The sequence below is a fragment of the Hymenobacter sp. GOD-10R genome, from assembly GCF_035609205.1.
Taxonomy (GTDB): Bacteria; Bacteroidota; Bacteroidia; order Cytophagales; family Hymenobacteraceae; genus Hymenobacter.
In genome coordinates this window covers 381,850-407,709 of sequence record NZ_CP141184.1, presented here as the reverse complement: position 1 = coordinate 407,709, position 25,860 = coordinate 381,850, and the positions used below count along the sequence as shown (strand labels likewise).

21 protein-coding genes are annotated in these 25,860 nt (G+C 51.7%); 10 read left to right on the top strand and 11 right to left on the bottom strand.

The window, feature by feature from the left end:
• Window positions 1-30: 30 nt before the first annotated feature.
• From SD425_RS01770 to SD425_RS01730, 9 genes are all read left to right on the top strand, one after another.
• Window positions 31-240, top strand: a complete 210-nt coding sequence (locus SD425_RS01770) for a zinc ribbon domain-containing protein YjdM (protein WP_324674790.1) — start codon at window positions 31-33, stop codon at window positions 238-240.
• Between the two features lie 256 nt (window positions 241-496).
• Window positions 497-1,075, top strand: a complete 579-nt coding sequence (locus tag SD425_RS01765; RefSeq protein ID WP_324674788.1) for a hypothetical protein — start codon at window positions 497-499, stop codon at window positions 1,073-1,075.
• Between the two features lie 170 nt (window positions 1,076-1,245).
• Window positions 1,246-2,217, top strand: coding sequence for a 23S rRNA (adenine(1618)-N(6))-methyltransferase RlmF (rlmF, locus tag SD425_RS01760; RefSeq protein WP_324674786.1), 972 nt, complete (start codon window positions 1,246-1,248; stop codon window positions 2,215-2,217).
• 91 nt (window positions 2,218-2,308) lie between these two features.
• Window positions 2,309-2,896 carry a phospholipid scramblase-related protein gene (locus SD425_RS01755; protein WP_324674783.1) on the top strand — a complete coding sequence of 196 codons (588 nt, stop codon included), beginning with the start codon at window positions 2,309-2,311 and terminating at the stop codon, window positions 2,894-2,896.
• A 165-nt stretch (window positions 2,897-3,061) separates the two neighbouring features.
• Entirely contained in the window at window positions 3,062-5,014 is a 1,953-nt protein-coding gene (locus tag SD425_RS01750) for a glycosyl hydrolase (RefSeq protein ID WP_324674781.1), read from the top strand.
• Window positions 5,015-5,175: 161 nt separating this feature from the next.
• Window positions 5,176-5,601, top strand: a complete 426-nt coding sequence (locus SD425_RS01745; protein ID WP_324674779.1) for a VOC family protein — start codon at window positions 5,176-5,178, stop codon at window positions 5,599-5,601.
• 153 nt (window positions 5,602-5,754) lie between these two features.
• Window positions 5,755-6,330, top strand: coding sequence for a dihydrofolate reductase family protein (locus tag SD425_RS01740; protein ID WP_324674777.1), 576 nt, complete (start codon window positions 5,755-5,757; stop codon window positions 6,328-6,330).
• A gap of 314 nt (window positions 6,331-6,644) precedes the next feature.
• Window positions 6,645-8,303, top strand: coding sequence for a hypothetical protein (locus SD425_RS01735; protein WP_324674775.1), 1,659 nt, complete (start codon window positions 6,645-6,647; stop codon window positions 8,301-8,303).
• Window positions 8,304-8,616: 313 nt separating this feature from the next.
• Window positions 8,617-9,906 (top strand): hypothetical protein, encoded by a 1,290-nt coding sequence (locus tag SD425_RS01730; protein WP_324674772.1) that lies wholly within the window; start codon window positions 8,617-8,619, stop codon window positions 9,904-9,906.
• 107 nt (window positions 9,907-10,013) lie between these two features.
• Here SD425_RS01730 and SD425_RS01725 read toward each other — a convergent pair whose 3' ends face one another.
• The 4 genes from SD425_RS01725 to SD425_RS01710 form a co-directional block, all read right to left on the bottom strand.
• The gene (locus SD425_RS01725; RefSeq protein ID WP_324674770.1) at window positions 10,014-12,011 is read right to left on the bottom strand and encodes an amidohydrolase family protein; all 1,998 of its coding nucleotides are present in this window, start codon (window positions 12,009-12,011) and stop codon (window positions 10,014-10,016) included.
• Window positions 12,012-12,294: 283 nt separating this feature from the next.
• Window positions 12,295-13,899, bottom strand: a complete 1,605-nt coding sequence (locus SD425_RS01720) for a glycosyltransferase family 39 protein (protein WP_324674768.1) — start codon at window positions 13,897-13,899, stop codon at window positions 12,295-12,297.
• Window positions 13,900-14,142: 243 nt separating this feature from the next.
• Entirely contained in the window at window positions 14,143-15,549 is a 1,407-nt protein-coding gene (gene lpdA / locus SD425_RS01715) for a dihydrolipoyl dehydrogenase (protein WP_324674766.1), read from the bottom strand.
• A gap of 198 nt (window positions 15,550-15,747) precedes the next feature.
• Window positions 15,748-17,475 carry a M1 family metallopeptidase gene (locus SD425_RS01710; protein WP_324674764.1) on the bottom strand — a complete coding sequence of 576 codons (1,728 nt, stop codon included), beginning with the start codon at window positions 17,473-17,475 and terminating at the stop codon, window positions 15,748-15,750.
• 437 nt (window positions 17,476-17,912) lie between these two features.
• Here SD425_RS01710 and yedA point away from each other — a divergent pair, with 437 nt between their 5' ends.
• Entirely contained in the window at window positions 17,913-18,872 is a 960-nt protein-coding gene (yedA, locus tag SD425_RS01705; RefSeq protein WP_324674762.1) for a drug/metabolite exporter YedA, read from the top strand.
• A 31-nt stretch (window positions 18,873-18,903) separates the two neighbouring features.
• Here yedA and proC read toward each other — a convergent pair whose 3' ends face one another.
• The 7 genes from proC to odhB form a co-directional block, all read right to left on the bottom strand.
• Window positions 18,904-19,722, bottom strand: coding sequence for a pyrroline-5-carboxylate reductase (gene proC, locus SD425_RS01700; RefSeq protein WP_324674760.1), 819 nt, complete (start codon window positions 19,720-19,722; stop codon window positions 18,904-18,906).
• Window positions 19,723-20,003: 281 nt separating this feature from the next.
• Window positions 20,004-20,444 (bottom strand): hypothetical protein, encoded by a 441-nt coding sequence (locus SD425_RS01695; RefSeq protein WP_324674758.1) that lies wholly within the window; start codon window positions 20,442-20,444, stop codon window positions 20,004-20,006.
• A 48-nt stretch (window positions 20,445-20,492) separates the two neighbouring features.
• Complete coding sequence (locus SD425_RS01690) at window positions 20,493-21,164, bottom strand: carboxypeptidase-like regulatory domain-containing protein (protein WP_324674756.1); 672 nt, start codon at window positions 21,162-21,164, stop codon at window positions 20,493-20,495.
• A gap of 86 nt (window positions 21,165-21,250) precedes the next feature.
• Complete coding sequence (locus SD425_RS01685) at window positions 21,251-21,589, bottom strand: hypothetical protein (RefSeq protein ID WP_324674754.1); 339 nt, start codon at window positions 21,587-21,589, stop codon at window positions 21,251-21,253.
• 343 nt (window positions 21,590-21,932) lie between these two features.
• Window positions 21,933-22,313 carry a hypothetical protein gene (locus SD425_RS01680; RefSeq protein WP_324674752.1) on the bottom strand — a complete coding sequence of 127 codons (381 nt, stop codon included), beginning with the start codon at window positions 22,311-22,313 and terminating at the stop codon, window positions 21,933-21,935.
• Window positions 22,314-23,086: 773 nt separating this feature from the next.
• Window positions 23,087-23,671, bottom strand: a complete 585-nt coding sequence (locus tag SD425_RS01675) for a Crp/Fnr family transcriptional regulator (RefSeq protein WP_324674750.1) — start codon at window positions 23,669-23,671, stop codon at window positions 23,087-23,089.
• 436 nt (window positions 23,672-24,107) lie between these two features.
• A complete protein-coding gene (odhB, locus tag SD425_RS01670) occupies window positions 24,108-25,787 on the bottom strand; it encodes a 2-oxoglutarate dehydrogenase complex dihydrolipoyllysine-residue succinyltransferase (RefSeq protein WP_324674748.1) in 1,680 nt (559 codons plus the stop codon).
• Between the last annotated feature and the right edge of the window lie 73 nt (window positions 25,788-25,860).

Here is a 25,860-nt window from a genome sequence, read left to right as displayed (position 1 = left end):
GCCAAGCGCGCCACTCAACTTTAGCAGCTTATGGAAACCAAAGACAGCAACGGCAACATTCTCAATGAAGGCGACTCCGTGACGCTGATCAAGGACTTGAAAGTAAAAGGCTCTTCTACCACCCTGAAGCGTGGCACCGTAGTCAAGAACATCCGCCTGACCAACAACTCCGCAGAAATTGAAGGACGCGCCGGTGGCTCGGTGATGGTGCTCAAGGCGGAGTTCTTGAAGAAAGCCTAAGGCGGCACCGTCAGCAATTTGATAGCTACTTAGAAGCGGCTGGAGCCCTACGGGAGCTTCAGCCGCTTTTCGTTTCGGGCTCTTCGCATTTGTGTGTGCCTCCGGCCTAGATAAGCCGCTTTATATTCTGGCAGAAAGCATGTACTACGCCAGCGTATATCTCGTTTAACTACTTGGTAATCTTAATAAAGCTGCATCTTCCCGCTAGATTAGCGAAGTCAAGTTTCGTTATCCTTCACTCTTTATCAATGCCCTTATGAAAACAGCAATCATGAAAGGAGGCCTACTAATTGGGGTGGCCTTGGCATTATCCTCGTATGATATACCCACGGGTTGGTTCGTGGCCGGCAGTCAGCCCAAGAAGTACGAAATGGGCGTTGACCAAGGCGCGGGGCAGGCAGGGAAGAACGCCGCTACAATCCGCTCTATTGATGCTGCGCCCAATGGCTTTGGCACTTTGATGCAGAATAGCGCCCCCGGCAAATACCTAGGTAAGCGCATTCGGATGACCGGCTACATGAAAGCCAAAGAGGTAAAAGGGTGGGCCGGCTTTTGGCTGCGCGTCGACCAAGCTGGTTCTCAGAGGGCGCTGTCCTTCGATAACATGTCTGGTCGTGCCTTGAAGGGCACGTCCGATTGGAAGAAGTATGAAATCGTGCTCGACGTGCCGGCGCAGGCTTCCAACATTGCCTACGGCGCCCTACTCGATGATGCAGGTCAGATTTGGTTTGACAATCTCAATTTTGAAGTGGTAGACACCTCGGTTCCTACCACGGATAAGGCAAAGATGCTAGAAGAGCCCAAAGAGCCCAAGAACTTGAGCTTTGAAGAGTAAGGCACTCTGACGAGCTAACCACCAAAAGCGACTGAAACTCTCCGCGTTTCAGTCGCCTTTGTGTTTTCACCGGGCTACGTGCTAGGCCAGGAAGCAGCGGTTGTGGCAACTCTAGCTAGATTTGGAGGCCTAGCACTTACCGCTACTTGCTGCCTCACGTATTATTGCTCATGCCCCAGCCACTTAAGAACTCTGCTGCCGACAAAGAAAGCCTGCACCCGCGCAACCGCCACCGTGGCCGCTACGACTTCCCGCAGCTCGTGCAAAACTCGCCGGAGCTAGCCCCCTTCGTGGCGGTGAATGCGCACGGCGACACCAGCATCGACTTTGCCAACCCCGATGCGGTGAAGGCACTGAACCGGGCGTTGTTGAAGCAGTACTACGGTATTCAGCTCTGGGATATTCCGGCTGGCTACCTAGCCCCGCCCATCCCTGGCCGCGCCGACTATGTGCACTACCTAGCCGATTTGCTCGGCTCCGTCAATGATGGCGTGGTGCCCACCGGTAAGCGTGTTCGCGTGCTCGACGTCGGAGTGGGCGCGAACTGCATTTACCCCATTATCGGGCACCGCGAATACGGTTGGCGCTTTATCGGCACCGATGTCGACCCAGTAGCCATTCGGGTGGCAAAGCAAATTGTCGCCAACAACAGCGTGCTCACCGGCGCGGTAGAGCTGCGCCTGCAGCCCTCGTCTACCAACATGTTTGTTGGCATCACGAAGCCCAAAGAAGTGTTCGACCTGACGATGTGCAATCCGCCTTTCCACAGCTCAGAAGACGAAGCCGAGGCTAGCACCCGGCGCAAAGAACACAACCTAGGTACCAGCCAAGGCCCCAAGCCTACGCCAAACTTCGGCGGCAAACCCAGTGAACTGTGGTACCCCGGCGGCGAAGCTACTTTCCTGTGGCGCATGGCCACCGAAAGTGCTTTGTTTCGCGAGGAGTGCCTGTGGTTTACGGCGTTGGTTTCCAAGAAAGAAACGCTGCCGGGCCTGTATAAGTCGCTGCAAAAGCTAGGTGCCACTGATGTGCGTACCATCAACATGGCGCAGGGTCAGAAGATCAGCCGCATCGTAGCTTGGACGTATTTGGACGCGGAGAAACAGCGCGCGTGGCGCGAAAAGCGGTGGGCGACGCAGTAAACAGTGGCATGCGGAAACGGCATTATATGTGTTTTGAACCATATAACGCCAGCTCCATCAACGCGCGCTGCTACGTATTTCTATACTCCTTATGCTAAATCGGCACAACTACTTTATTCGCGAACATGTAGGCATGTTCAAGCTGGAAGACACTTACGATATTCTGGACCCCGAAACCAACGAGCAAATAGGCATTGCGAGTGAAGCTACTCCGTCGTGGGCGATATGGCTACGGCTACTTTTCAAAAAACAGATGCTACCTGCAACGGTAGCTGTGCGTGAAACCCTAGATTCCAAGCCCCTGCTGCGTATTGAGCGCGGCTGGACGTTCTGGCGCTCGAAGGTGCGCGTCATTGATGCGCACGAAAACGAGCTAGGCTATTTCAAAAGCAAGATATTCAGCCTCGCAGGCGGCTTCCACGTGTATTCGCCGCAGGATGAGAAAATAGCTGAAATCAAAGGCAGTTGGAAAAGCTGGGACTTCAAGTTTATCAGCGCCTCGGGGCAGGAAGTAGGTGTAGTGACCAAGAAATGGGCTGGCTTTGGTAAAGAGCTCTTCACCACTGCCGACAACTACCTGATTTCTATTCATGACACAGGCGAAGTGCAGCCTATTTCGACTGTGATGCTATTGGCGGCTGGGTTGGCTATTGATACTGTATTTAATGAACAACAGTAACGACGCTACCGCGCAGGAAAGTAGAAGCTCAGCATCAACGCATTACCATTCTATTAAAAGACCACCTCGAACGGTGGTCTTTCTTTTTTACAACTATCTTTAGAAACTACTAGCTCCGACCTATCCGCAACACCCAACCAATCCATCCATTTAACTGCTCTTTTCATGCGTAAACTTCCTACTCTAGTTAGCCGGCTAGCTACTGGCTGTCTGCTCGGCGCAGCAACGTTGCTAGGTAGCTGGCCCCACCAAGCCACCGCCCAAACCAAGAGCCCGAAGCGGGGCATTGCCTACGGCTACCACTCAGCGGCCGACATGCAGGCGCTGGCGCCCGGCATTAGTTGGTGGTACAACTGGTACTCGAAACCCGAAGCGGGCGCCGCGAGCGTCTACTCGGGCCTAGGGGTGGAGTACGTGCCCATGCAGTGGGGCCGCGACCTCGACGGCGCGCCCTTCACCGCCGACCGGCTGGCCGCTAACATTCCGGCCGGCGCCAAGTACTTGCTAGGTTTCAACGAACCCAACTTCCGCAGCCAAGCAAACCTCACACCTACCCAAGCCGCGGCGCTGTGGCCGACCCTACAAGAAGTAGCCCGCCGCAAAAACCTCAAGCTGGTGTCGCCGGCCGTGAATTACTGCGGCGACTGTGTCTCGGAAAACGGCACCACCTACTACTCGCCCACCCAGTACCTCGACGCCTTCTTTGCCGCCTGCCCGAGCTGCCAGGTCGACTACATTGCCGTGCACACCTACGTGTGTGAGGAGCAGTGGCTGCGCGACAAGATTGGGGAGCTGAAGAAATACGGCAAGCCGATCTGGCTCACCGAGTTTTCGTGCGGCGACATGCCCCACGACCAAATCACGCTCGATGTGCAGAAGCGTTACCTAACGGCGGCCGTGAACTACTTGGAGAACGAGCCCGCCGTGTTTCGCTACGCGTGGTTTTCGGGGCGCAACAGCGAGATACCCAACATCAACCTGCTCGGTGCTACGTCGGGGCAGCTTACTGAGCTAGGTCAACTGTACGTGAGCTTGCCCGCCGGCGGCAGCACCACTACTCCCACTACCACTCGCTTGACGCCCGTAGGCGCTACAGCTTCATCGAGCGAAAACAACGGTACCACGGCGGCCAAGGCCATTGATGGCAGCCTGGCCTCACGCTGGAGCAGCGCCTTTGCCGATCCGCAGTATTTGCAACTCGACCTAGGTACGGTAAAGGACATTTCGCGAGTAAAAATCACCTGGGAAGGCGCCTACGGCAAAGACTACCAGCTGCAAACCTCTTCCGACGGTACTTCCTGGACTTCAATCCAGTCGGTCATCAACGGCGACGGCGGCGTGGACGATATTACTGGCCTCATGGGTCGCGGCCGCTACCTGCGCATCTACGGCACGCGCCGCGCTACTACCTACGGTTACTCCATCTATGAAGTGGAGGTGTACGGCCCAGCGGCACCTACTGCAACTACCATCAACCTAGAGGCGGAAAACTACAGTAACATGTCAGGGGTACAGACCCAAACCACGACCGACACGGGCGGCGGCCTGAACGTGGGCTACATCGACGCAGGCGACTGGATGGCCTACAGCAACATCACCTTCCCCACTACCGGCACCTACACCGTGGAGTACCGCGTGGCGAGCCCCGGCGGCGGCACCTTGTCGTCGGATCTGAACTCGGGCACCACGCAGCTCGGCAAAGTAACCATTCCAGCCACCGGCGGCTGGCAAACCTGGACCACCGTTTCGCAAACCGTCACCGTGACGGCTGGCACTTACAGCTTCGGCGTGTTTGCCCAAACCGGCGGCTGGAATCTGAACTGGATTCGTATTAGCAAAGCTGCTAGCACCATTGCAAAGGCAACCACCGCTACCACGAGCAGCGAGCAAGCCGTGCAGCTTTACCCCAACCCCGTAACAGACAAGCTGTACCTAACTACTGACCTAGCTTTGTCTGGCAGTCAATACCAAATACTGGATGCCTATGGTGTGGTGAAAGCCAGCGGCACGCTCAAAGGCAACGAGCTTAATATAGCCTCGCTACGCGGGGGCGTATACACGCTCCTAATCATCACAAAAGATCAGCAGAAGATCACCCAACGGCTGGTAAAAGAGTAAGCTAAGCTCCCCACGCACACACAGAAAGGCTACCCGAAATGGTAGCCTTTTTCTTTGCATTTACCTGGCGCAAATGCCCCTGTAGTTTGTCGCATTTGCACACTTTTTTAGCTTTACTATGCTAATATCTTTGGCATATCAAAACACTAAAAACTATCGTCATGGCTACCCAAATCTTCATCAACCTTCCCGTTAAGAATCTCAATGCTTCCATCGAATTCTTCAAGAAGCTAGGTTTTCAATTCAATCAGCAGTTCACGGATGAAAAGGCTACCTGCATGATTGTGAGCGATACGATTTACGTGATGTTGCTGGTAGAGCCCTTCTTCCAGAGTTTCACGAACAAAGCCATTGCCAATGCGACGCGCACCACGGAGGTGATGATTGCCCTATCGGCCGATGACCGGGAAGCCGTGGATACGCTCGTAGACAAAGCCCTGGCGGCTGGCGGTCAGCCGTTGAAGGAAATACAGAACCCAGAGTTTATGTACGCTCGCAACTTCCAAGACCTCGATGGTCACCACTGGGAAGTGCTATACATGGACCCGGCTGCCGTGCAGCAAGAGCAGCCCGCCGCAGCGCTGTAACCTGCTTGATTATTAAGAATCAATCCGACCAATAGGAAAAATGGCTGGCAGACTTGCCTATGTACCTAAGTGGCTAGGCTATTGATTTACTGCAATGACCAAGCTACCAACACAACGTCATTGCAACTCTAGTAATAATCGAAATACGAGACAATGAGAAAGCTAAAGCTGCAAGTGCAGATGACTCTCGACGGCTACATTGCCGGGCCCAATGGTGAAATGGATTGGCTAACCTTCGACTGGGACGAGGCGCTGAAGCAGTACACAGAAGAACTAACCGCGTCCGTCGACTGCATTGTGCTTGGGCGCAAACTCGCGCAAGGCTTTATCCCGCATTGGGCCAACGTCGCCGCTACGACGGACAACCCCGAAATTGCCGCTGGCAAGAAGTTCACCGATACGCCCAAAGTCGTTTTCACCAAGACCCTCGACCAGTCGGAGTGGGATAACACTGTTTTGGCGAAAGGCGACTTAGTAGAGGAAATCAACCAGCTCAAGCAGCAGCCCGGCCAAGACATTATTGCCTACGGCGGAGCCACGTTCGTATCGGCGCTCATTCAGCACAATTTAATTGATGAGTACCACCTGTACATCAACCCGGTAGCTATTGGGCAAGGCATGCCGATCTTCCAAGCACTTGCGCACAAGCAGCACCTAGCCTTACTGAAATCAAATGTCTTCGACTGTGGAATTGTAGTCCTGAAATACGTCTTGGAGCGCGACGAGTAACTAGATCAATACTTAGTAGAAATTATCATTAGAGCTAGGATAATAGAAGTTATAAACTAGAAAGCTCCCCTCCTTTTTTAAGGAGGGGTTGGGGTGGTCCTGCTAGAGCTAGGAAACTAAAGCTAGCTAGTCGTTCAACGACAAGGAACCACCCCCAACCCCTCCTTAAAAAAGGAGGGGAGCTTTCTAGTTCTAGTTTAACTCAAGCCCGTGTTTTGACACGAAGAACTTGGTAGAAGTCAAGTATCACGGATAGATATAGGAAGCGGCGAAACCCGTACCTTGTGTCTTATTAGTTTTGCTATACTTCTTACATGTCCTGGCTATTCAATAAGGCACTTCTCACCAGTTTTATCCTCTTCTTAGCAACCAGCGCCAGCTTTGCGCAGAGCACGCCTTCGGAGACAGAACTCACTACTTTTTACGACCAGCTAAACGCCTACCGTACGGAGCGCTACCAGCCGCTGCCCGACCTAGAGGCACTCGAATTACCCGCCACGTTCTCGGGTGCCGACGTGCAGGCACTGCACCTCAACGAGCGCCACATCGTGCGGATTGATTTGGTGTACACAGCGTTTCGCCTGAACCCTAGCTTCAATCAGCGGCAGCTAAACCTCAGCCGAATTCGCAACCTAGCTGCGGTGGTGCCAGGGCTGTTGCAGGATGAATCCGTGACCTGGACGCTGGTGGAGCAAACCGGCTGCAACAGCCCCACCGCGTGTCAGCCATTTTTTCACGGGTTTGTGGTGTATGTGGCCAAGCACGCCACGGCCGCCACCAGCCGCGCCGAGGTAGATAGCCTCACGCGCAAGCTGCGCCTGCTCGAAAAGAAACACCCCAAAGCCGCCAAGAAGGCGTCGGGCAAGAAAGTAGCGTGCAACCTGCCGCTGAGCCGGTTTACCGTCCGCGACATGGCCCGCAACTTTCGCCGCGCCTACACCTGCCCCGAGCGCACGCCACAAGTGGTGAAGTTTCAGATGACGGTAGACGCCGACGGCAAAACCCAAACCGTGCAGGTGCAGCCCACTGCGAAACCGCTGTGCACCGAGGCGCTAGAGAAGGCGCTCCGTGAAAGCGTAGTGTTTGCCTCTGGCTTCCCCATCGACCGGCGCCGGTTTCCGTTCATTGTGAAGGGAGCGGTGCGCCTGCCAATAGGGCCGTTTCAGGTGTTTGGGTACCCCGACCTAGCCATTACCAACTTTTCTCTGCCCGATTCGGCGGCCCGGCTGTACCGCGTCTTCCTGAAAAAGAAGGGCAAGCACGACTACTGCGAGGCGCGCATCACCAAGGCCGGTGAGTTACTGGCCGCGGCCGACACCGTACCCGCCGAGCTAGCCTTGCCGCCCGACGCCAACGTGGTAGCCCGCGTGATGCAACGCCACCCCGAGTGGAGCAAGGAAGTAGTGGTGACCGACGTGACGGGCAGCATGTTCACCTACACCTACGACCTACTAGCGTGGCTGCAACTCAGCGCCTTAGAGGATAAAAAGACCTTCGTGTTCTTCAACGACGGCGACGACCAGCCCGACAAAGACAAGCGCCCCGGCAAAACCGGTGGCCTCCACCACGTAAAAACGGACAGTTACGAGGCCATCAAGAACAAGCTGATCGAAGCTATGAAAGCCGGCGGGGGCGGCGACGCTCCCGAAAACGACGCCGAAGCCCTGCTCTACGCCCAGCAACTCACCTCCGAGTCCACCGACCTGATCCTGATTGCGGACAACTACACCTTCCCCCGCGACGCCAAGCTCCTCAAGAATACAACGGCCCACGTGCGCATTATCCTGTGTGGGGTGCACGACTACATCAACCCCAAGTACCTAGCCCTAGCCCGCAAGCACGGCTTCTCCCTGCACACCATCGAAGCCGACCTTATGGATTTGAGCAAGCTGCTGGAAGGCGAAACCATCACGATTCAGGGTCAGCAATACCAGGTGACGAAAGACGGATTTAGGCTGGTGCAGAAGACCTAGGTTTAGCTGTTACGTCCTCCGCGGCTGCATACTGGCTCCTGCTGGCGCGAGCTTGTAGCTCGCGCCTCTTATGCTTGGAGGCTGCGCCTCCATTTGTCAGAACCTGTGCTTATACTTAGGCAGTCGTACGCGGAGTAGTACCGCATTGTCGCTGTTGCGACAGTGGAGATTTAATCTCCACTCAAGGCCAGGCACAATCTATAAGCTCGCGCCAGTTTTGGAGAATGCATGGCTCGATTTACAAGCTCGCGTCAGTTTACAGTGATTAGATTCTACATTAGAGCTATTATCTTCTATCAAAACGATTAAGCTCATGAACTGTATCCTTTGCTTTTTAGAAGACCCTTTTCAGGATAGACTACGGACCTTATCTCTATCTAAATCAGAAAGGTTTGAAGAAGTATTAAAAGAGTACCAGAATAACTTCATCAATGAATACAACTCTTTAATAGATGTTGATAAATGCGAAAAGCATAAGAAAATCCATATAAATACACAATTAGAAGCAACACATCTACATCAAGAGATAAAATCAACTGTAGATATAAGATTATTTTTTGACGAAATAAGAAAAGTATACACATACTGGATAAAGGGCAATAACCCGGATGCATTATTAATATTCGACTACCTTTTAAATCAGTATGACTTACTAAAATCCAGCAATAAAATAGATAAATCTATCTTCTTTCGAGGAAGAAAGAGTAGCGCGATATTAAATAAGACAGATCTATTCCATATCCCGTTCAATAAAAGACATCTGATACAAAATCAAAGGTACTCGATAACAGGACAACCACTACTTTATCTCGGCTTATCACCAATCGACGTAGTTGCTGAGATTAGAGGCAGCATTGAAAGCCTAGAAAATATTTATTTCTGCTCGTTCAGGCATAAATCGCCAAATAAGCTTCTAGTATTAGATATAACAAATGAGTTTCCTGATTTATTCATCAATCATAATGTACTATCGTCTGATAATGTAGGCGCTCCAAGTATAGTTGGACAGATAGATATTAGAAGAGATTTTTGCAAGTTTATCTTGTCACAAGTTTGCTCATTCAAGCGTTCAAGACGTTCTGAAGGAAATGCATTTGCGGAAGAGTACGTGTTACCACAACTACTTACAGAGATTTTAAGGAAATCAAACTTTAAAGGAATTTTATTCTCCTCTACAAGAGTTGATTACAATAAAATAACCTCTGCTGCACCCTTCTATGCTAATAGGTACAGAGAAAATGTTGCTCTTTTCACTAGCTATGAAGAGAATAATGACATAGACACAGACTTATTCAATCAATTTGTAATATCGAAACCTATAACAACCGAAGAACTAACAGATATAACATTACAGGATTTAAAAGATTTAAGAAAAAAAGTATTTTCAATAACTACAAGAGAGCAATTTAACATAACTGAGCCTTTCGAAATAAAAGAAGTCACAGGTATAAGAACTCAAACATTTTTTGAAGACCTACATATTAGCAACGAAGGTAATTCAATACGATATTTTGATCACACAATAGGAAAAATACATCTACAACTTGTGTATCAAATACTTCTAGACTTTAGAAACAACATTCACAATCACACAAGCCATTAATATATAAAAGTTTAATTATACAATAAAAATAGGTACTCTTAACTTTCAGAGTAAGATCACAGCTTCAACAATTAAAGAGTAGTGAGCATTCATCAACTCAGGTTTGTTTATTTCTGAAAATCCGCTAGCTGCCGCATGCGGGCAGGATCGTAGAGCTCACCGTCTTTCACTACCAGTTGCACGCGGCGGATGTCGCGGATTTGCTGCAAGGGGTTGCCATCCACGATGAGCAGGTCGGCTTGCTTGCCGGGGTCGAGGGAGCCGGTGCGCTGGTCTAGCTTCATCACGCGGGCGGGCGTGATGGTGGCGGTTTGTAGGGCTTGCATGGGCGTGAGGCCGGCCTGCTGCACATACAGCTCCAGCTCGCGGGCTAGGCTGGTGCCGGGGAAAACCATATCGGTGCCGGCTACAATGGGGATGCCCTGGTCGTAGAGCTGCTTCACGAGATGGTAGAAGCTCTCCATAATGGGCTTGGCACCGGTCGCCCGCTCGGGCGTGGTGCCCATCGTCAGGAACAGCGCCTGCAAGGGTTGGGGTAAGGAAGCAAAGGCCGGCTCTATCGTGGTAAGATCGTCTTTCAGAGAACGGGCTGTCATCTCGAACACCCCAACCGTCGGGTCGATAACAGTGTGGTGCTCCTTCAGAAAGCGGTAGACGCGGGCGCTGGTGGTATCGTTCAGCACCCACGATTTATCAGGCTTCTTCGTCAGGGCCTCGGCTACGTACGGGAGGTGGTTCACCTGATCCATGCCCGCGGCCACACCCTGCAAGATGGTCATGCCCTCCGGAATGTGACCCGTCACGGTGAGGCCGCGCTTGTGCGCCTCCTCACAAATAGCACGCACTATCTCGGGCTTCAGCGAGCTGTAGAGCTTGATCTGCACGAAGCCGTTGTCTTGGTAGCGCTGCACTACCTGGGCGGCTTCGACGGGCGTATTGGCCCGCACGATACCTAGGGCCGCCGGGCCGTCGCCGTCGATGATGCCGGCTTTGAGGATGCGAGGCCCCACACCCCGCCCAGCATCGATGGCTTGCTGCACGGCGTTGATGTAGCTGAACTCGTTGCCGCAGTCGCGCACGGTGGTTACGCCGGCGGCTAGGTAGGCGGGGCCCCATTCCGCTTGTTGGAAGTGGGCGTGCATGTCCCACAGCCCTGGCAAGATGGTTTTGCCCTCCACCCGAATAACCTGGGCTTGCTTGGGCACCTTCACCTTCGCAGCAGGCCCTACCTGCTTAATCTTGCCGTTCTCCACCAGCACCACCGCGTTCGGGATGGTACGTCCCTGCACCACATCTACCACCGTGCCGCCCACAAATGCTAGCTGCCGCGGCTTGGCAGCAGTTTTAGTGGCTGCTTGGCCGCCAGCTTCCGTCGTAAACAGGCGCATGCCATGCGTCGCGGCCCGCTCGATAATGGTGGATAGCAGCGCCTCGTAGGGCTGGGCCATCATCTCGATTTTGTCGCCCTCGGCGTCGTTGGTGATGATGCACACGAGGCGGTCTTGCTGGTCGGTCCAGAGAAGTTCGTTGCCCCACACCAAGCCTTTCAGCACGTAGCGCTGGAGCACCAAGGGCTTGCCTTGGAAGGTAAGTGTATCTTGCCCGTCGCGGCGGATGCGTACTGTGCCGGTGGGTAGTAAGTCGAGGCTAGTGGGTCGGCCGTGCTGCTGCCAGTAGCGGAGTAGCAGCATTTGCCCCGTCACCGGCGAGTAGCCGGCCACAGGGAAGCTTAACGCTGGCCGCGCGGCGGTAGTGGTCTTCTCCCCCACCCGCACGTACGCTTGCCCATTAGGCAGCATCCGTACCGAATCGGAGATGATAGAAAAGCGCGAGGTGTTGCCTGATACTCCTAGGCTCACCGGCTCACCGGCAGGCGTCACGGTGATGTTGGCCCGCAGCGGCACTGGCATTCCCCGATCCACGAAGCGAAAACGCACGTCGTAGGTTAGCGCTTGGGCGGAGGAAGTCACGCGGTAGGTTTCCTTCCCGATGCGCTGTTCAAACTTGTGCAGCAGGAAGGTGCCGCTGTCGGCGGGCATTTGGGCTTGTGCGGCTTTTGAGAAGAGTGCACAACCTAGGGTCAAAGCTAACCAGGCTTGTTTCATCGTGAGAAGGAATAGTCAAGGTGCTAGATTAGCTAACTTAAGCAATTGTCTTCTAACAATATGACTCTTATTCTCAAGCCAATTTTGAACTTAATATAGGTACGAGATCAGCTGTAAACTGCCTAGTACCTGGCAGCTAGGTAAATCTCTTTCGTCGCTTTAATCTACTTCTCTTGGATTAGATGTTGGTGCTCTCCGTGGTAGGGTAACCATAGTCTGCATTGATTGATGTCTTGTAGCAAATTGCGCTGGTAGCTCTCCGTTGCTAGGCTATTGACGGGAGCTACCAGCGCAAACGGAACACGGATAGGACGCGCATGTTGTTGGCGCGTATCTGGAAGACCTCATTGGGGTAATCGTAGCTGTAGGCGTGCCCTCGATAATTCGTAATGAAGTAGTCAGCTTCGGCTGGGTTGTCTACGAACTGAAGCCGATTGCGCGTGTCGGCTGGCAGCATTTTCTGACTGAAACCCGCCCATCGTGCTACAGGGGCACTAACGGCTATATGAGGCCGGTCGTCAGTGGCCACAATGTACTCTAGCCCCTTGCGGAAACTTAGGCCCCAATAATCTACTTCAAACTTTTCTTCCGGATGACGGCCAGCCAACGCATTGAAATAGACATTTTGCAGCGGATGGTCGCGGACCATTTGGTAAGCAACAGTTACCACACTTAGCACCGTTGCCGCCAGCACCACCCTAGACCAGAGCGCTCCGCCTGTCTGTAAGGGCCGCCATTGCCAAGCTGCTACCCAGCCGCGCATGGCTATCAACAGAAATGCAGGATAGATGAAATACAGCTGCCGCCAGCCATCATATAGCACCGAGTGTAACACAATAACTGCTAGAACTGGCCCTACAGCCAAGGCCAAAAAAAGTAGATCCTGCATCTCCTGCTCGTTTTGCCATAGTCGCCAGTGCTGGCGCACTAGCGTAATCCCGATCAGAATAACCCCTACCAGAAAGCCTACCACGTACAGGAGTGGCGTGGTAGCACCAACCCAAACGACGGGGTAGTGCCAAGGCAACTTAGTAGACGAAACGGGCGTGCCTAGGTACAGAATTAGTCCATCTGCACGGAAATTCCGCATGTTATCAAAAGCCCAGAGGAAGTTATCCAGTGGTGCCGACCACAGAAAAGGCCAGAAAGCGACGACTAATCCCGCTACCAAAACCACATACAGCATACCCGTAGTCAACATCTGTGGCCATTTCACTTGTCCACGCACGGCGCTCCAAAACAGAAATCCGAGAGTAAGAGCCGGCAGAATAATTCCCATAATCCGCACATCAATCATCACAGCGCAAGCCAGTGCATGCCAAACGGCCCGGCCAACTGTAGGTCGCAGCAAAAATCGCACGCCTGTATTGGTAGCTACCGCAAACAATGCCATAAACACGGCGTCTTTGTCGTTGTAGAACGCCTCAGCAAATAAGCGCGGACTTAATACTAAGAATAAGGCTGCGAGCAACCCGACACGCCAGTCGCGGAAGCGGCGGGCAGCCAACTGGTACACCGCTATAACTCCACCAAAACACACCAGAAAGGTCATCAGGTGTCGAAAATAGATTTGGTCGCCTTCGTCGTCGATGTGCAATAACCGCTCAATCAAAGAAATGGGCGTTTCGAATGCAATACCGTAGTCGCGGTCATTATACTGCTCCAGCGGCATGTATTGATTCAGAATGAAGTCCTGTTCAAGCATACCAGGCGCTACGTACTGCACTAGGTGCTTTAAGGTGATCATCCCATTTTCACGGCTTATTGACTCGTCAAGCGAAATGCCGTAGTCACGATAAATAAACAAGCCGAGCAGCAGCAGCAGTGAAAAGAAGCTTCCCACCCAGATATTCCGCTTTCGGGAGTTTGTTAGCGTAAGGTCAGACACAGTAAAGTAGTATCAGGTAGAATGTGAAATTGATAGAAGAGAAGCGGCGGACACCAGAATTCTTCACTATCTGAAGTTAGCCGCTAGCAAGTTACTTCTCTGTGCCGAACCCTTTACTATGCAGATCATGGTAGCAGGCACGCAAGCACGCAGCCATACAAAACAAAAGCCGCCTATTAGCAGGCGGCTTTTGTTTTGTATGGCTAGGTCTAGCTTTGGGTGTAAATAAGCGAGCGTAGCGGTTTACATATGAATGGCGCGGTTCTCGGTAGCGGCTAGGCACGCTTCCTTCACAGCTTCGGCATACGTGGGGTGGGCGTGGCTCATGCGGGCTACGTCCTCGGCAGAAGCGCGGAACTCCATGGCTGTTACGCCTTCGGCAATGAGGTCGGCAATGCGCGGGCCGATCATGTGCATGCCTAGGATTTCGTCGGTTTGCTTATCGGCTAGCACTTTCACGAAGCCGTCGAGATCCATCGAAGCGCGGGCGCGGCCCGAAGCGCGGAACGGGAACGAACCTACTTTGTAAGCACGGCCGGTTTCCTTCAACTGCTCTTCGGTGTAGCCCACGCCGGCCACTTCGGGCCACGTGTACACCACGCCCGGAATGAGCAGGTAGTTGATGTGCGGCTTCTGACCCACGATGGTTTCGGCTACATACACGCCTTCTTCTTCGGCTTTGTGGGCGAGCATCGCACCGCGAATTACGTCGCCGATGGCGTAGATACCGGGCACGTTGGTTTGCAGGTGCTCATCGACCTTGATGCGGCCGCGCTCTTCCATCTGCACACCGGCAGCTTCCAGGTTAAGCCCTTGAGTGTAGGGTACACGACCCACCGCCACGAGGCAGTAATCGCCTTCAAACTTAACTTCCTCGCCTTTGGGGTTGGTAGCAGTCACCGTCACGGCGTCACCTTCGCGAGTAGCACCCGTTACTTTGTGGCTCAGGAAAAATTCGATGCCGATCTTACCGAGGATGCGCTTCAGCTCTTTGCCAAGAGCACGATCCATGGTTGGAATGAGCGAATCCATGAACTCAATCACGGATACCTTGGCACCTAAGCGGGCGTACACCGACGCCATTTCCAACCCGATAACGCCGCCACCAATCACGATCATGTGCTTGGGCACTTCTCGGATGTTCAGGGCTTCGGTGCTGGTGATAATACGTTGCTTGTCTTGCTTGATGAAGGGCAGCACCGTGGGCTTCGAACCCGTGGCGATGATGACGTTTTTGGTCTCGATCTGCTGCTCCTCGCCGCCATTGGTGGGCGCGATTTTGATGTGATTCTTGTCAATGAACGAACCAACGCCTTGCAGCACGTCGATTTTGTTCTTCTTCATCAAAAACGAAATACCGTCGACGTTTGCCTTCACGACCCCATTCTTGCGGTCGATGAGCTGGTTCATATTGATTTGCAAGTCGCTCAGCTCAATGCCATGCTCCTTGAAGGTAGTATGCGCGTTATGATAATGTTCGGTGCTATCGAGCAGCGCTTTGCTTGGAATGCAGCCCACGTTCAAGCAGGTACCACCCAGCGTGGGGTACTTCTCGATGATGGCAGTTTTCAGGCCTAGCTGCGCGCAGCGAATGGCCGCCACGTAGCCCCCAGGTCCGGAGCCGATGACGGTGACGTCGTATTGATTCATAATAAGAAGTAAGCTGTGAGAATCAGTGGGGCTAAAGTTAAGGAACAAAGTTTAGCACCTAATAGATCAGTAGGTATTAGCCAGCTGACAAGCGTTGTTTCTGCGGGCAAAGCTAGGTCTAAACACAAGCTTCTCTTCCTCCAAAATAAAATTCTTAACAGCTGCAGGTAGACAACAAATGGCAGTTCCATGCTGTGGCTACAGCACCGCGACTTTGATGTAGTAGTCGAAGGTGTCTACTTCTAGGTTTTCCTTGGTCACCTTAGCCACGGCTAGTGGCTGCCACTCGGTGCTAGGTGTGATGAAGCGGTAGGTACCGCCTTTGGTGCGCACTCGCACAGGCATGTTGAAGCCTTTTGCATCAGCAACCCAGCGGCACTCCGCTTTTTCCTTCTGGAAACGCACTTCCAGCGTCGGCAGGCTGGTGTAGCGCAAGTATTGATCGAAGACCTTGGTGAGGTCCTTCCCGCTTTGCTGGTTGATGTAGCCAATAACTTGCTCGGTGGTGACGGTCTGGTGGTAGAACGTCTTGCCTAGCCCGCGCAGGATCTGGCGCCACTTCTCGTCGTCGTTGATAATGGTCCGGACCATGTTTAGCAGCACGCTACCTTTATCGTACATGTCGCTAGAGCCCTCCTGGTTCACATTGTACGGACCAATGATAGGCTTATCGTTCTGGATGTTCTTGCGCTGCCCGTAGATGTATTCTTGCGCGGCCTGCTTGCCAAACAGGCTTTCCACGAACAACGACTCCGAATAAGTGGTGAAGCCCTCGTGCACCCACATGTCGGCTATATCCTTACTAGTAATGTTGTTGCCAAACCACTCGTGCCCGCTTTCGTGGATGATAATGAAGTCCCACTTCGAGCCCCAGCCCGTGCCGGAGCGGTCATGACCTAGGTAGCCATTCTGGTAATGGTTGCCATAGGCCACCGCGCTTTGGTGCTCCATACCGAGGTGCGGGGCCTCTACCAGCTTATAGCCATCTTCGTAAAATGGGTAGGGTCCAAACCAGTGTTCCAGCCCCTTAAGCATGGGCTTCACGTTGGCACCAAACTGCTTTTTAGCCTTCTCCATATTCTCAGGCAGCACCCAATAATCGAGCGTGAGCTTGCCTTTCTCGCCGTCGTAGGTATCGCCGAAGTGTTGGTAATCGCCCACGTTCAAGGCTACATCATAGTTATTGATTGGATTGCGCACTGCCCAATCGAAGCGGGTGTAGCCATCGGGTAGCGCTGTCGTCTTGCGCAGCCGCCCATTCGATATGTCTTTCAACCCCTTCGGCACCGTCACGCTGATGAGCATGCTGTCGACCTCATCGCTTTGGTGGTCTTTGGTTGGCCACCAGATGCTAGCCCCTACTCCCTGGCAAGCGGTGGCAACCCATGGTTTACCCTGCGCGTCCTGCGTAAACACGAAGCCGCCGTCCCAAGGTGCTTTTTTAGCCACAACGGGTTTGCCGGCATACTGTACGGTAAACTCGTCGTGCGCGCCTTTCCGAATCGGCTGCGGAAAGGTGACAAACACGGCGTTGTACTCCCGCGTGAACGGCACCGCTTGTCCTTTGTACAGCACTTTCTCCACGGTCAGGTTGGCAAACAGATCAAACTGCAGCCGGGTGAAATCTTGCGTGGCTGTGAAGCGAAACAAGTTTGAGCCGCTAATAGCTCGCTGCTCAATGTTCAGCCGCACATCTAAGTGGTAGTAATTAATATCGTAGCACGTACGCAGGGGCGTGAGGCTACCCCGCAGCGAATCGGCACGGGTGACGGCAGGTTGGACAGGTTGAACCTGGGCTTTGCTGAGCAGCGGTAGCAAAAGCAGGGAAGCGTAGCAGAGAAATGCTCTGAGCATAATGACAACTTGGTGACAAAAGCGGAAGGTACTGGTTTTACCAGACACCAATGTGCCAGCCAGGTTGCGCATGCACGAACCGAAGCTAGCCTCTGCAACAAAGGTGTTAGCGGCACACCCATCGCACCAAGCATCTACAGCTTTTGCACTATCCTTGTCAAGGCTTTGGTTTGCACATTCACTCCGTAGGCGATAGTAAGACGGAGTCGCTGTAAACTTGCGCTATTCAAGCTATGCTTCCTAAAAAGCGATTGCTGAAGTAATTTCGTCAATCACTTAGCTACTCGCTCTACCAACACGCCACGAGTGTACGCCTGAAGCAAGCTAAAATGCTGCTTACGCAACCCGCTTTGAGCGTGCAAGAGTCAGTATCCTGTTGACTTCAACTCACCTAGCTCGTTTGATCGACTATTTAAAGCCAGTTTTGTGCTGACGCTTTGTGACAGGTTGCAACACGCCTGCCTAGAACGGCACTTAACTTTCTGCTAGCTCTACTTTTCATCATCCTTGTGGCTACTTCTTCCCCACCTCCCGCGCGCGCAGCCCTTCTCTTCGCATTCGCCATCGTTTACGTTGTTTGGGGTTCCACTTACCTAGGTATCCGCTTTGCCATTGAAAGCATGCCCCCTTTGCTCATGGCTAGCGCCCGGCACCTGCTCGCGGGCTTGTTGCTCTACGGCTTTATGCGCGCACGCGGCGCCCCCAAACCCACGCCAAGTGGCTGGGGCAGCGCTTTGGTTATTGGCGTATGCCTGCTTACCATCGGCAACGGCGGCGTAACTCTGGGGGAACAGTACATTCCGTCTGGCTTGGCAGCGTTGTTAGCCGCTACGGTGCCCATGTTCTTAACCCTATTCAGCTGGTTAAGCGGCATGTCGTCCCGGCCCAAGCTAGGAGTTATGGTTGGGTTGGGGCTAGGCTTGACGGGGGTCTATTTATTGGCTAGCACATCGGAAGCAGGCCACGTAGCACTACCGGGCCATGAGACATTAGGTGTTGCCTGTGTACTCACGGCGGCTCTTCTTTGGAGCATTGGCTCGCTGTATTCCAAGAAAAAGCAACCCTCGCCTTCGCCTTTTGTGGCCGGCAGCATGCAGATGATTTGTGGTGGCCTTGTGATGCTTGTGGCGGCACTACTGCACGGAGAAGCATCTAGCTTCACACTGACTACCATCACGGCGAAGTCCTGGGTAGCATTCGGGTACCTAGTCGTTTTCGGCTCTATCATGGGCTTTTCGGCCTACATCTGGCTCTTGCGCGCTGTTGAGCCGACCCTAGCCGGCACAAATGCTTTCGTAAATCCGGTGGTAGCCGTACTTCTCGGCTGGGCTTTCGCCGACGAACCTCTGAACAAGCAAATGCTAGGCGGAGCAGCTTTGATTGTGGTCGCGGTGGTACTAGTCGTGCTAGGTGGGCGCACTAAGAAACCCCAAGAAGCCGCAGCACTTCGCCCGCAAGTAGAGGCGTAGACAAGCTACACCTCTACTTACCCTTTATAGGCTAGCTTTCTTTGTATAGCGTACCAGCCTTCTCCGCCGACAGCTTGATTCCTTTGATCATAGCCGAGCTGAAGCCGTTGTGCTCCATTTCATTAAGGCCCGCAATAGTACAGCCCTTTGGGGAGGTCACTTTATCAATTTCCTGCTCCGGGTGAGATGCGAGCTGCAAAAGTAAGTCAGCGGCGCCTTTAGCGGTTTGAGCCGCCATCTTCAAGGCATCATGGGCGTGGAAGCCGATTTCAGTGCCTCCCTGCGACGCTGCCCGGATAGAGCGCAAAAAGAACGCTATACCGCAAGCGCACAGTGCTGTGGCGGAAGTCATAAGCTCCTCATTGATACGAATGGTACTGCCTACCGTATCAAACAGAGCTTCTACGAGCGCCATTTGCTCCTCAGATGCACAATCACTGGCTACGCACGTCATCGAATGCCCGATACTGATAGCTGTGTTTGGCATAGCCCGCACAACAGGTACTTCTACACCTAGCTCTTGCCGGATATCGGCACAACTCACGCCAGATATAACGGAAATAATCAGATGCTTTGCAGGATCAATGCTAGGCTTAACACCTTCTAACACTTTGTTGAGTTGCTGTGGCAACACAGCCAACACAACAATATCTGCTGCTTCCACAGCCGTTAGGTTGTCATTGCTCGTGACATAGCCTTCCTGAGCCAGTGAGGCTAGGGCCGCGCTGTTGCGACGGGTAAGCGTGATTTGAGCCGGCTCAAAGATGCCGGCTTTCACCAGTCCTTTGGCTAAGGCAATGCCAATGTTGCCGCTCCCTAAAATGGCAATTCGGCTGGCTGATTTCTTCATGCTGAACATAGCTAGTTAATTCTGATAAGCGGCGCGTGCTTTACCTACGCGAACGACAGTTTAGCAGCCCCTTACGAAGGTAGCAGAGAAAATGGCTCCGCCATTAACGGCACTGTTCTCACTTGCTGTGCACGCTATAACCAGTGCCTCTACTGTTTGGCCTAGCACTAGCCATACAACACAAAACCCCGCATCGAGCGGCTTCACTAGGAAGCACTCAACGCGGGGTTTTTAGCTGCACTCTCCAGAATTTACTTGTACTCTTTTGTTTGCTAGCGGGCCTAGCTAAGCAAAAGAGCTTGACTGCGTACTACTTCGCGGGCCACAGCCAAGCTCGTTTCGCTTGACTTTACCACCAGATATACGAAGGTGTGCCCAGCATCTGTCAGCTTAATAAGGTGAAGCTGATGACGCAGAGTTATCAGTATCTCATCAATCTGCTCTTCCTCAAGCGCCAAAGCGGCTAGCGCTTTTTGCTTTTGCCGCACAACCTCTGTGTTGTACGTTGCGGCCGTCTCCGGATTGATACTGATAGAGTTGGAATGAGAGGCCAGCATCTTGCCCGAATTAACATCGACCACCGCTACTGCCATTAAGCTTGGCAGATCTGCTCGTATACCTTGTACGACCGTGTCGGCAGCCTCAAGCTGAGCCGAACTAATAGCCGTTTCTGGAGTAACTTTTCGCTTAGATGCTCTTTTTCGATAAGATTTTGGTTTCACTCTAGGTCAGTTTGGTGAGCAGAGGTATGGGTACTGCTCCCGTGAAAACTAAAAGAACAACCAGCGGCGGTGCTTCTTTGCCTGCTCAGTTTGCGGTACCAAGGTCACATTGTGCGCCTTGCTAGCTGCGGCCGTAGCAACGGGTACTTCCTCCTCAACATAACCACCGTAGCCATACTGTAACGAGGTCGTCTTGCTCGCACCTGCTGGCACAAACAGTACGTATTCGCCATTTGCGTTGGTGCTCACACCGCGGCTGCTTCCCTTATGCAGAACGGTAGCGCCTACCAGTGGCTTACCTTCTTCGTTGAGGATACGACCACGCACAGCCACCATGCGCAAAGAACTAGCAGCCTCTGTCATAGCTGCGTGTTCGAAAGGCAGGTTGCTCTTGGGCAAATTGGTGCCCGCGAATACAGTACCGCCCACGAGTGCTGCACCAGCCACGATTGAAGCGGCGCGACGACGGAAACGCTCTGGCTCAGTGCGCATCAGGTCGATCTGACGGTTTACCCAACCTACAGGCCGCACAGCTTCGCCTTCTGTGGCCATGTTATGCAAGCGGTGCAGGGCGTCTGTTCCCTGCTGCGAATTGCGCCGTAGGTACTCATCTACAGCTTTGGTCTGCGTCCGGGCTAGGTCCCCGCGCAAATAAGCATCACGATACACGGGTAGCAGCTCACCCGTAGTTGGATCGAATGGAGAAGCAGTCAACTTCATGGAAGAGTGGATAAAAGGGTAGAAGGAAGGAAAAAGGAAGGAAAGGAAAGGGCGTGTGATAAATAATGCTTGGCGACTGCAGCCGCCTAAAATGACTCAGCTTGTACACATGACTGCATCACGGTACGGGCCAGAGCTAGGTTCGTATCCCGACAATCCACGACGACGTACAGCAACTGCTCTCCGTCGGGCAGCAACCGCAGCAAGTGCAGCTGATTGCGCAAGGTTATCAGAATATCTTCAATCTGCTCATCCTCAAGCGCTAAGGCTTGCAGTAGGCCGTATGTTTGTTTTACTACTTCGGCGTTAAAGCCTGCTACTTTGTTAGGATTAAATTCACGGGCACTCGTGTAAGTTGCTAGTGCTCTACCTGAAGCTACATCCACAACGGCCGCAGCTAATAGTTCTGGTAGTCCGTCTAACATCTGCTGCAACAACTTCTCTGCGGTGAGTCGCTCAGGACCAGTTGCAGACGAAACAATTCTGTGCGCTTCGTTACTAGAGCCGAAAGGCAGGCGCTTTAAAAAACTCAGGTTCATACAGATTCATCCAAAATCACCACCCAAACTTTATGGCGCTGGGAGACGCTGACTTCAACCGAAATTACCTGTACAATTACTATACAGTTGCCTAGAATCTCTTCGCTGTTAGCTGATTGGAAACTCTCTTAGGTAGCTAATCGTCCTAAGCATAACACAAAACTGATTTTACTTAGTAATACCTCTCTCCAACGGCCTAATATGCTTCGGGAGGAGTATGCACCTTGTACTAGTTGATTGTATCAACGTGGTTACGAAGAACTTCGCGAGCAATTGCCAGGTTCGTGTCTTTGATGCTAACTACTAAGTAGATAAACTTAGTACCGCTGTTATTGAGCTTGAGAAGGTGAATCTGTGTGCTAAGTGAAATCAGAATATCTTCGATGGTTTCATCTGTCAACTTCAGCGCAGCCATAGCTTTTTGCTTTTGCTTAACCACTTCTGTGTTATAAGCAGCAGCAGTGTCAGGGTTGATACTTGGCGCATTGGAGTGCGAAGCGAGGCTCATGCCCGAGCCCGTATCAACAACGGCAACAGCCATCAGGCCTGGTAAGTCAGAAATGATGCCTTGTACAACTTTACCGGCGGGAGTGTTTACAGAGTAAGCCATTAGAATAAAAAGGGGTAGGAAAGGTTAAGAAGTTAATTTGTTGGATAATTCAGCTGCTACTAGCAAGCATGTAGTTGCTTGGCCAGATCAGTCTGAAGGTTAGTTTATTGTTATTGAACTATACAGATGGCCTAGTAGCAAGTGTGGATCAGCAAAGAAAAAGCAGATTATTTTATATCTACCAAAACATTGACCGAGCAGCCTTCGTAATTGCATTGTTCTATTACGATCCGTGCAATTGATGTACCAAAGTTTGCGTTAAAAGCTGACTATAAAAATGATAAAAGTCACTTTATAAAGTGATCTGAGTAGCCAATCGATTGACAGTTGTCGCAATTATTTGTCAGCGATAGATTGATATGCTCTAAATTGTATTAACTATATACCTGATAATCAGACAATACTACAAGCAATAAAGTAGCACAGACACGCATGTATTCCTTGTGTCAGCTATTTTCTCAAATTGAAACTAGAAGTCATGTGATTTGGTGGCCTAGTTAGTGTTAGATAATTGCATTTTATAACTATTCTAATATTTACGCACAATAAAAATAATATTTAAGCTTTATAAATAATTAACATAGTACAAAATATTAATCATCTCAAATACAAAGTCTCAAATCAGGAATGATGGTGTAGTGGATTTTCCCTATTGAGGAACAAAATACTATCTTCTTATTCAACCATTTTTTCTTCTCTTAAAGTGAAAAAAAATTCATTCGACTAGTAACACAGTTCGTTTCAATAGCAAGTTTAGCTTTTGATAGAGCTAACTAGTCATACAGAGCAGCTATTTCGACTAGCTTTTCAGGTTTAAGAATTGTGATTTGACTTCCTTTGCTGGCAATAATTCCTTTGTCCTTGAATTCAGATAATAAGCGGATAGTGGTTTCTTTCGCCGTTCCCACTAATGCAGCTAAGTCGTCACGGGAAATGGCTATGCTAAACTGTGCTTGATCAGTTGTCTGATACGTATGTAGCAGCAGCAACAAAGCATCAGCTAACCGCTCGCGGACTGGTTTGTAAGCCAGACGCAACATACCCTGCTCAGCTTTGTGCAAAGAATCAGCAAGCACTTTGAGTAAAGACGTACAGAACTGCAAATTGCTGCTGAGCAAGTATAGGAAACTAGTGCGGGGCACAAAGCAAACAACACAGTCTTCTAATGCTACTGCCGAAGCTAGATGGTTGGACCTAGCTATTAAGGCGGCCAACCCTAAAACTTCTCCTGCTTTGCCTAGGTGAACGATTTGTTCTTTGTCGTCTCCTCCTACCTTGATGACCTTGATTTTCCCACTATGCACACAGTATAGTCCCAAAGCGGGACTACCCTCTCGGTAAATAGTCTGACCTTTCATGTATGTCTGGCAGACCTTAGTCTCTGCTATTATTTCTAATTCCTCTGGTTGGCAATGAATAAAAGGCTCACATCTCCTTCCATAACAAGAAGAACAAGATGCTGCAAGCGAGGCAGTTGACACAGTATAATCTTGCTTCATCAATCAAAACACATCCATTTTATTATAAAAACATCATCTTCATAAACAGGTAATCCAATGGCAACGAGCAGAATACTGTTGCCGTCTTCCGCAGGTAAAATCTGTAGAATACAAAAAGGAGCTCAAACTACTTGCCGAAGAAAGTAGCTCCCTAAGTATTACACACTTGCCCTTACCCGCTGACAGGCCTTCTATGTTCTTCCATACAACTTAGCTTACTGACGTAACCTATTAAACAGAGAAGGGCAACTCCATTGTGGAGTTGCCCTTCTCTGTTTGTTATATGCTGCAAGTGCTAAACGCCCAATAATAGACGAGTAGGATCTTCCAGCAGTTCTTTTACGCGTACCAGGAAGCTTACTGATTCACGACCGTCAATGATGCGGTGATCATAGCTGAGCGCTAGGTACATCATTGGTCGAACTACTACTTGACCGTTTACTGCAATCGGGCGCTGCACAATGTTGTGCATACCTAGGATAGCTGATTGTGGAGCATTAATGATGGGCGTACTCATCATAGAGCCGAAGATACCACCATTCGTAATGGTGAACGTACCGCCGGTCATTTCCTCAATGGTCAATTTATTATCCCGAGCCTTTGTAGCTAGGCGCACTACTTCTTTCTCAATGCCATCAAACGAAAGCTGTTCGGCGTTGCGAATGATGGGCACTACCAACCCTTTCGGAGCCGATACAGCAATGCTAATGTCGCAGAAATCGTTGAACACGATATCACCACCATCAATCTGCGCATTCACGGAAGGAAACTCCTTTAGTGCTACACAGCAAGCTTTGGTGAAGAACGACATGAAGCCTAAGCCTACTTGGTGCTTCTCCTTAAACTTGTCCTTGAACTTGCTACGTAGTTCCATAATCGGCTGCATATCCACTTCGTTGAAAGTGGTCAGCATGGCCGTTTCGTTTTTAACAGCTACCAAGCGGCGTGCTACCGTTTTGCGCAAGTTGCTCATCCGCTCACGGCGCTGATTGCGATTACCAGCAACCAGACTAGGAGCAGTTGCTGACTGAGCGGCTGGTGCTGGAGCAGCTGCCTGAGGAGCAAGTGCAGGTGCAGCAGGCTTGGCTTGCGCATTCACAGCATCTTCCTTCGTGATGCGTCCATCACGACCGCTACCAGCTACATCGCCAGCAGCAATACCTTTTTCTTCCAGAATTTTGCCAGCCGCAGGCGAAGGCGTGCCTGTGGCGTAGCTGGTAGCGCTAGTTGCAGCAGCCTGAGCGGCTGGTGCTGGCGCGCTTGCAGCAGGTGCTGGGGTAGATGCCGGAGCGCTGCTAGCAGCACCGCTGCCTTCGATGCGAGCTACGACAGTACCTATAGAAATTGTTTGGCCTTCTTCCACAGCGTGGCGCAATGTGCCAGCTGCCTCGGCTGGTAGCTCAAACGTGGCTTTATCAGATTCTAGCTCCGCAATAACTTCATCTTGTGCAACTTGCGCCCCATTGGGTTTAAGCCACTTCGATACCGTTACTTCGGTAATAGATTCGCCTACTGGCGGGATCTTCATTTCTCTTGTTGCACTACCAGCGCTAGGGGCACTAGCAGCTGGCGCAGCGGTAGTCGGTGTATCAGCAGAGCCCGACTGTGACCCACCATAGCCCGATTGATCACTAGCGCTTGGGTTTTGCTCACCTTGCGTAATAGGATCAGCAGTGGGAGCAGCTGATGCGGCCGCAGGCTGCGGAGCTGCTGCGGGTGCAGATGCCGCTGGCGCTTGACCAGCAGTACCTATTTCCGCAATGATGGTCCCAATACCAATGGTTTCGCCTTCGGCTACGCGAATTTGTAGTGCACCATCTGCCTCAGCTGGCAACTCAAAGGTGGCTTTGTCAGACTCTAGCTCGGCAATAACTTCGTCGCGCTTGACAGTTTCACCATCCTTTTTGAGCCATTTGGCAATGGTAACTTCGGTGATTGATTCGCCAACGGCGGGGATTTTGATTTCCAGACCCATACGTGGGAGTAGGTTGAGAGATTTCAGGAGTAAAAAGTAGGGCTAGCCGAGCCGTGTTAGGCCCGGCCACCGC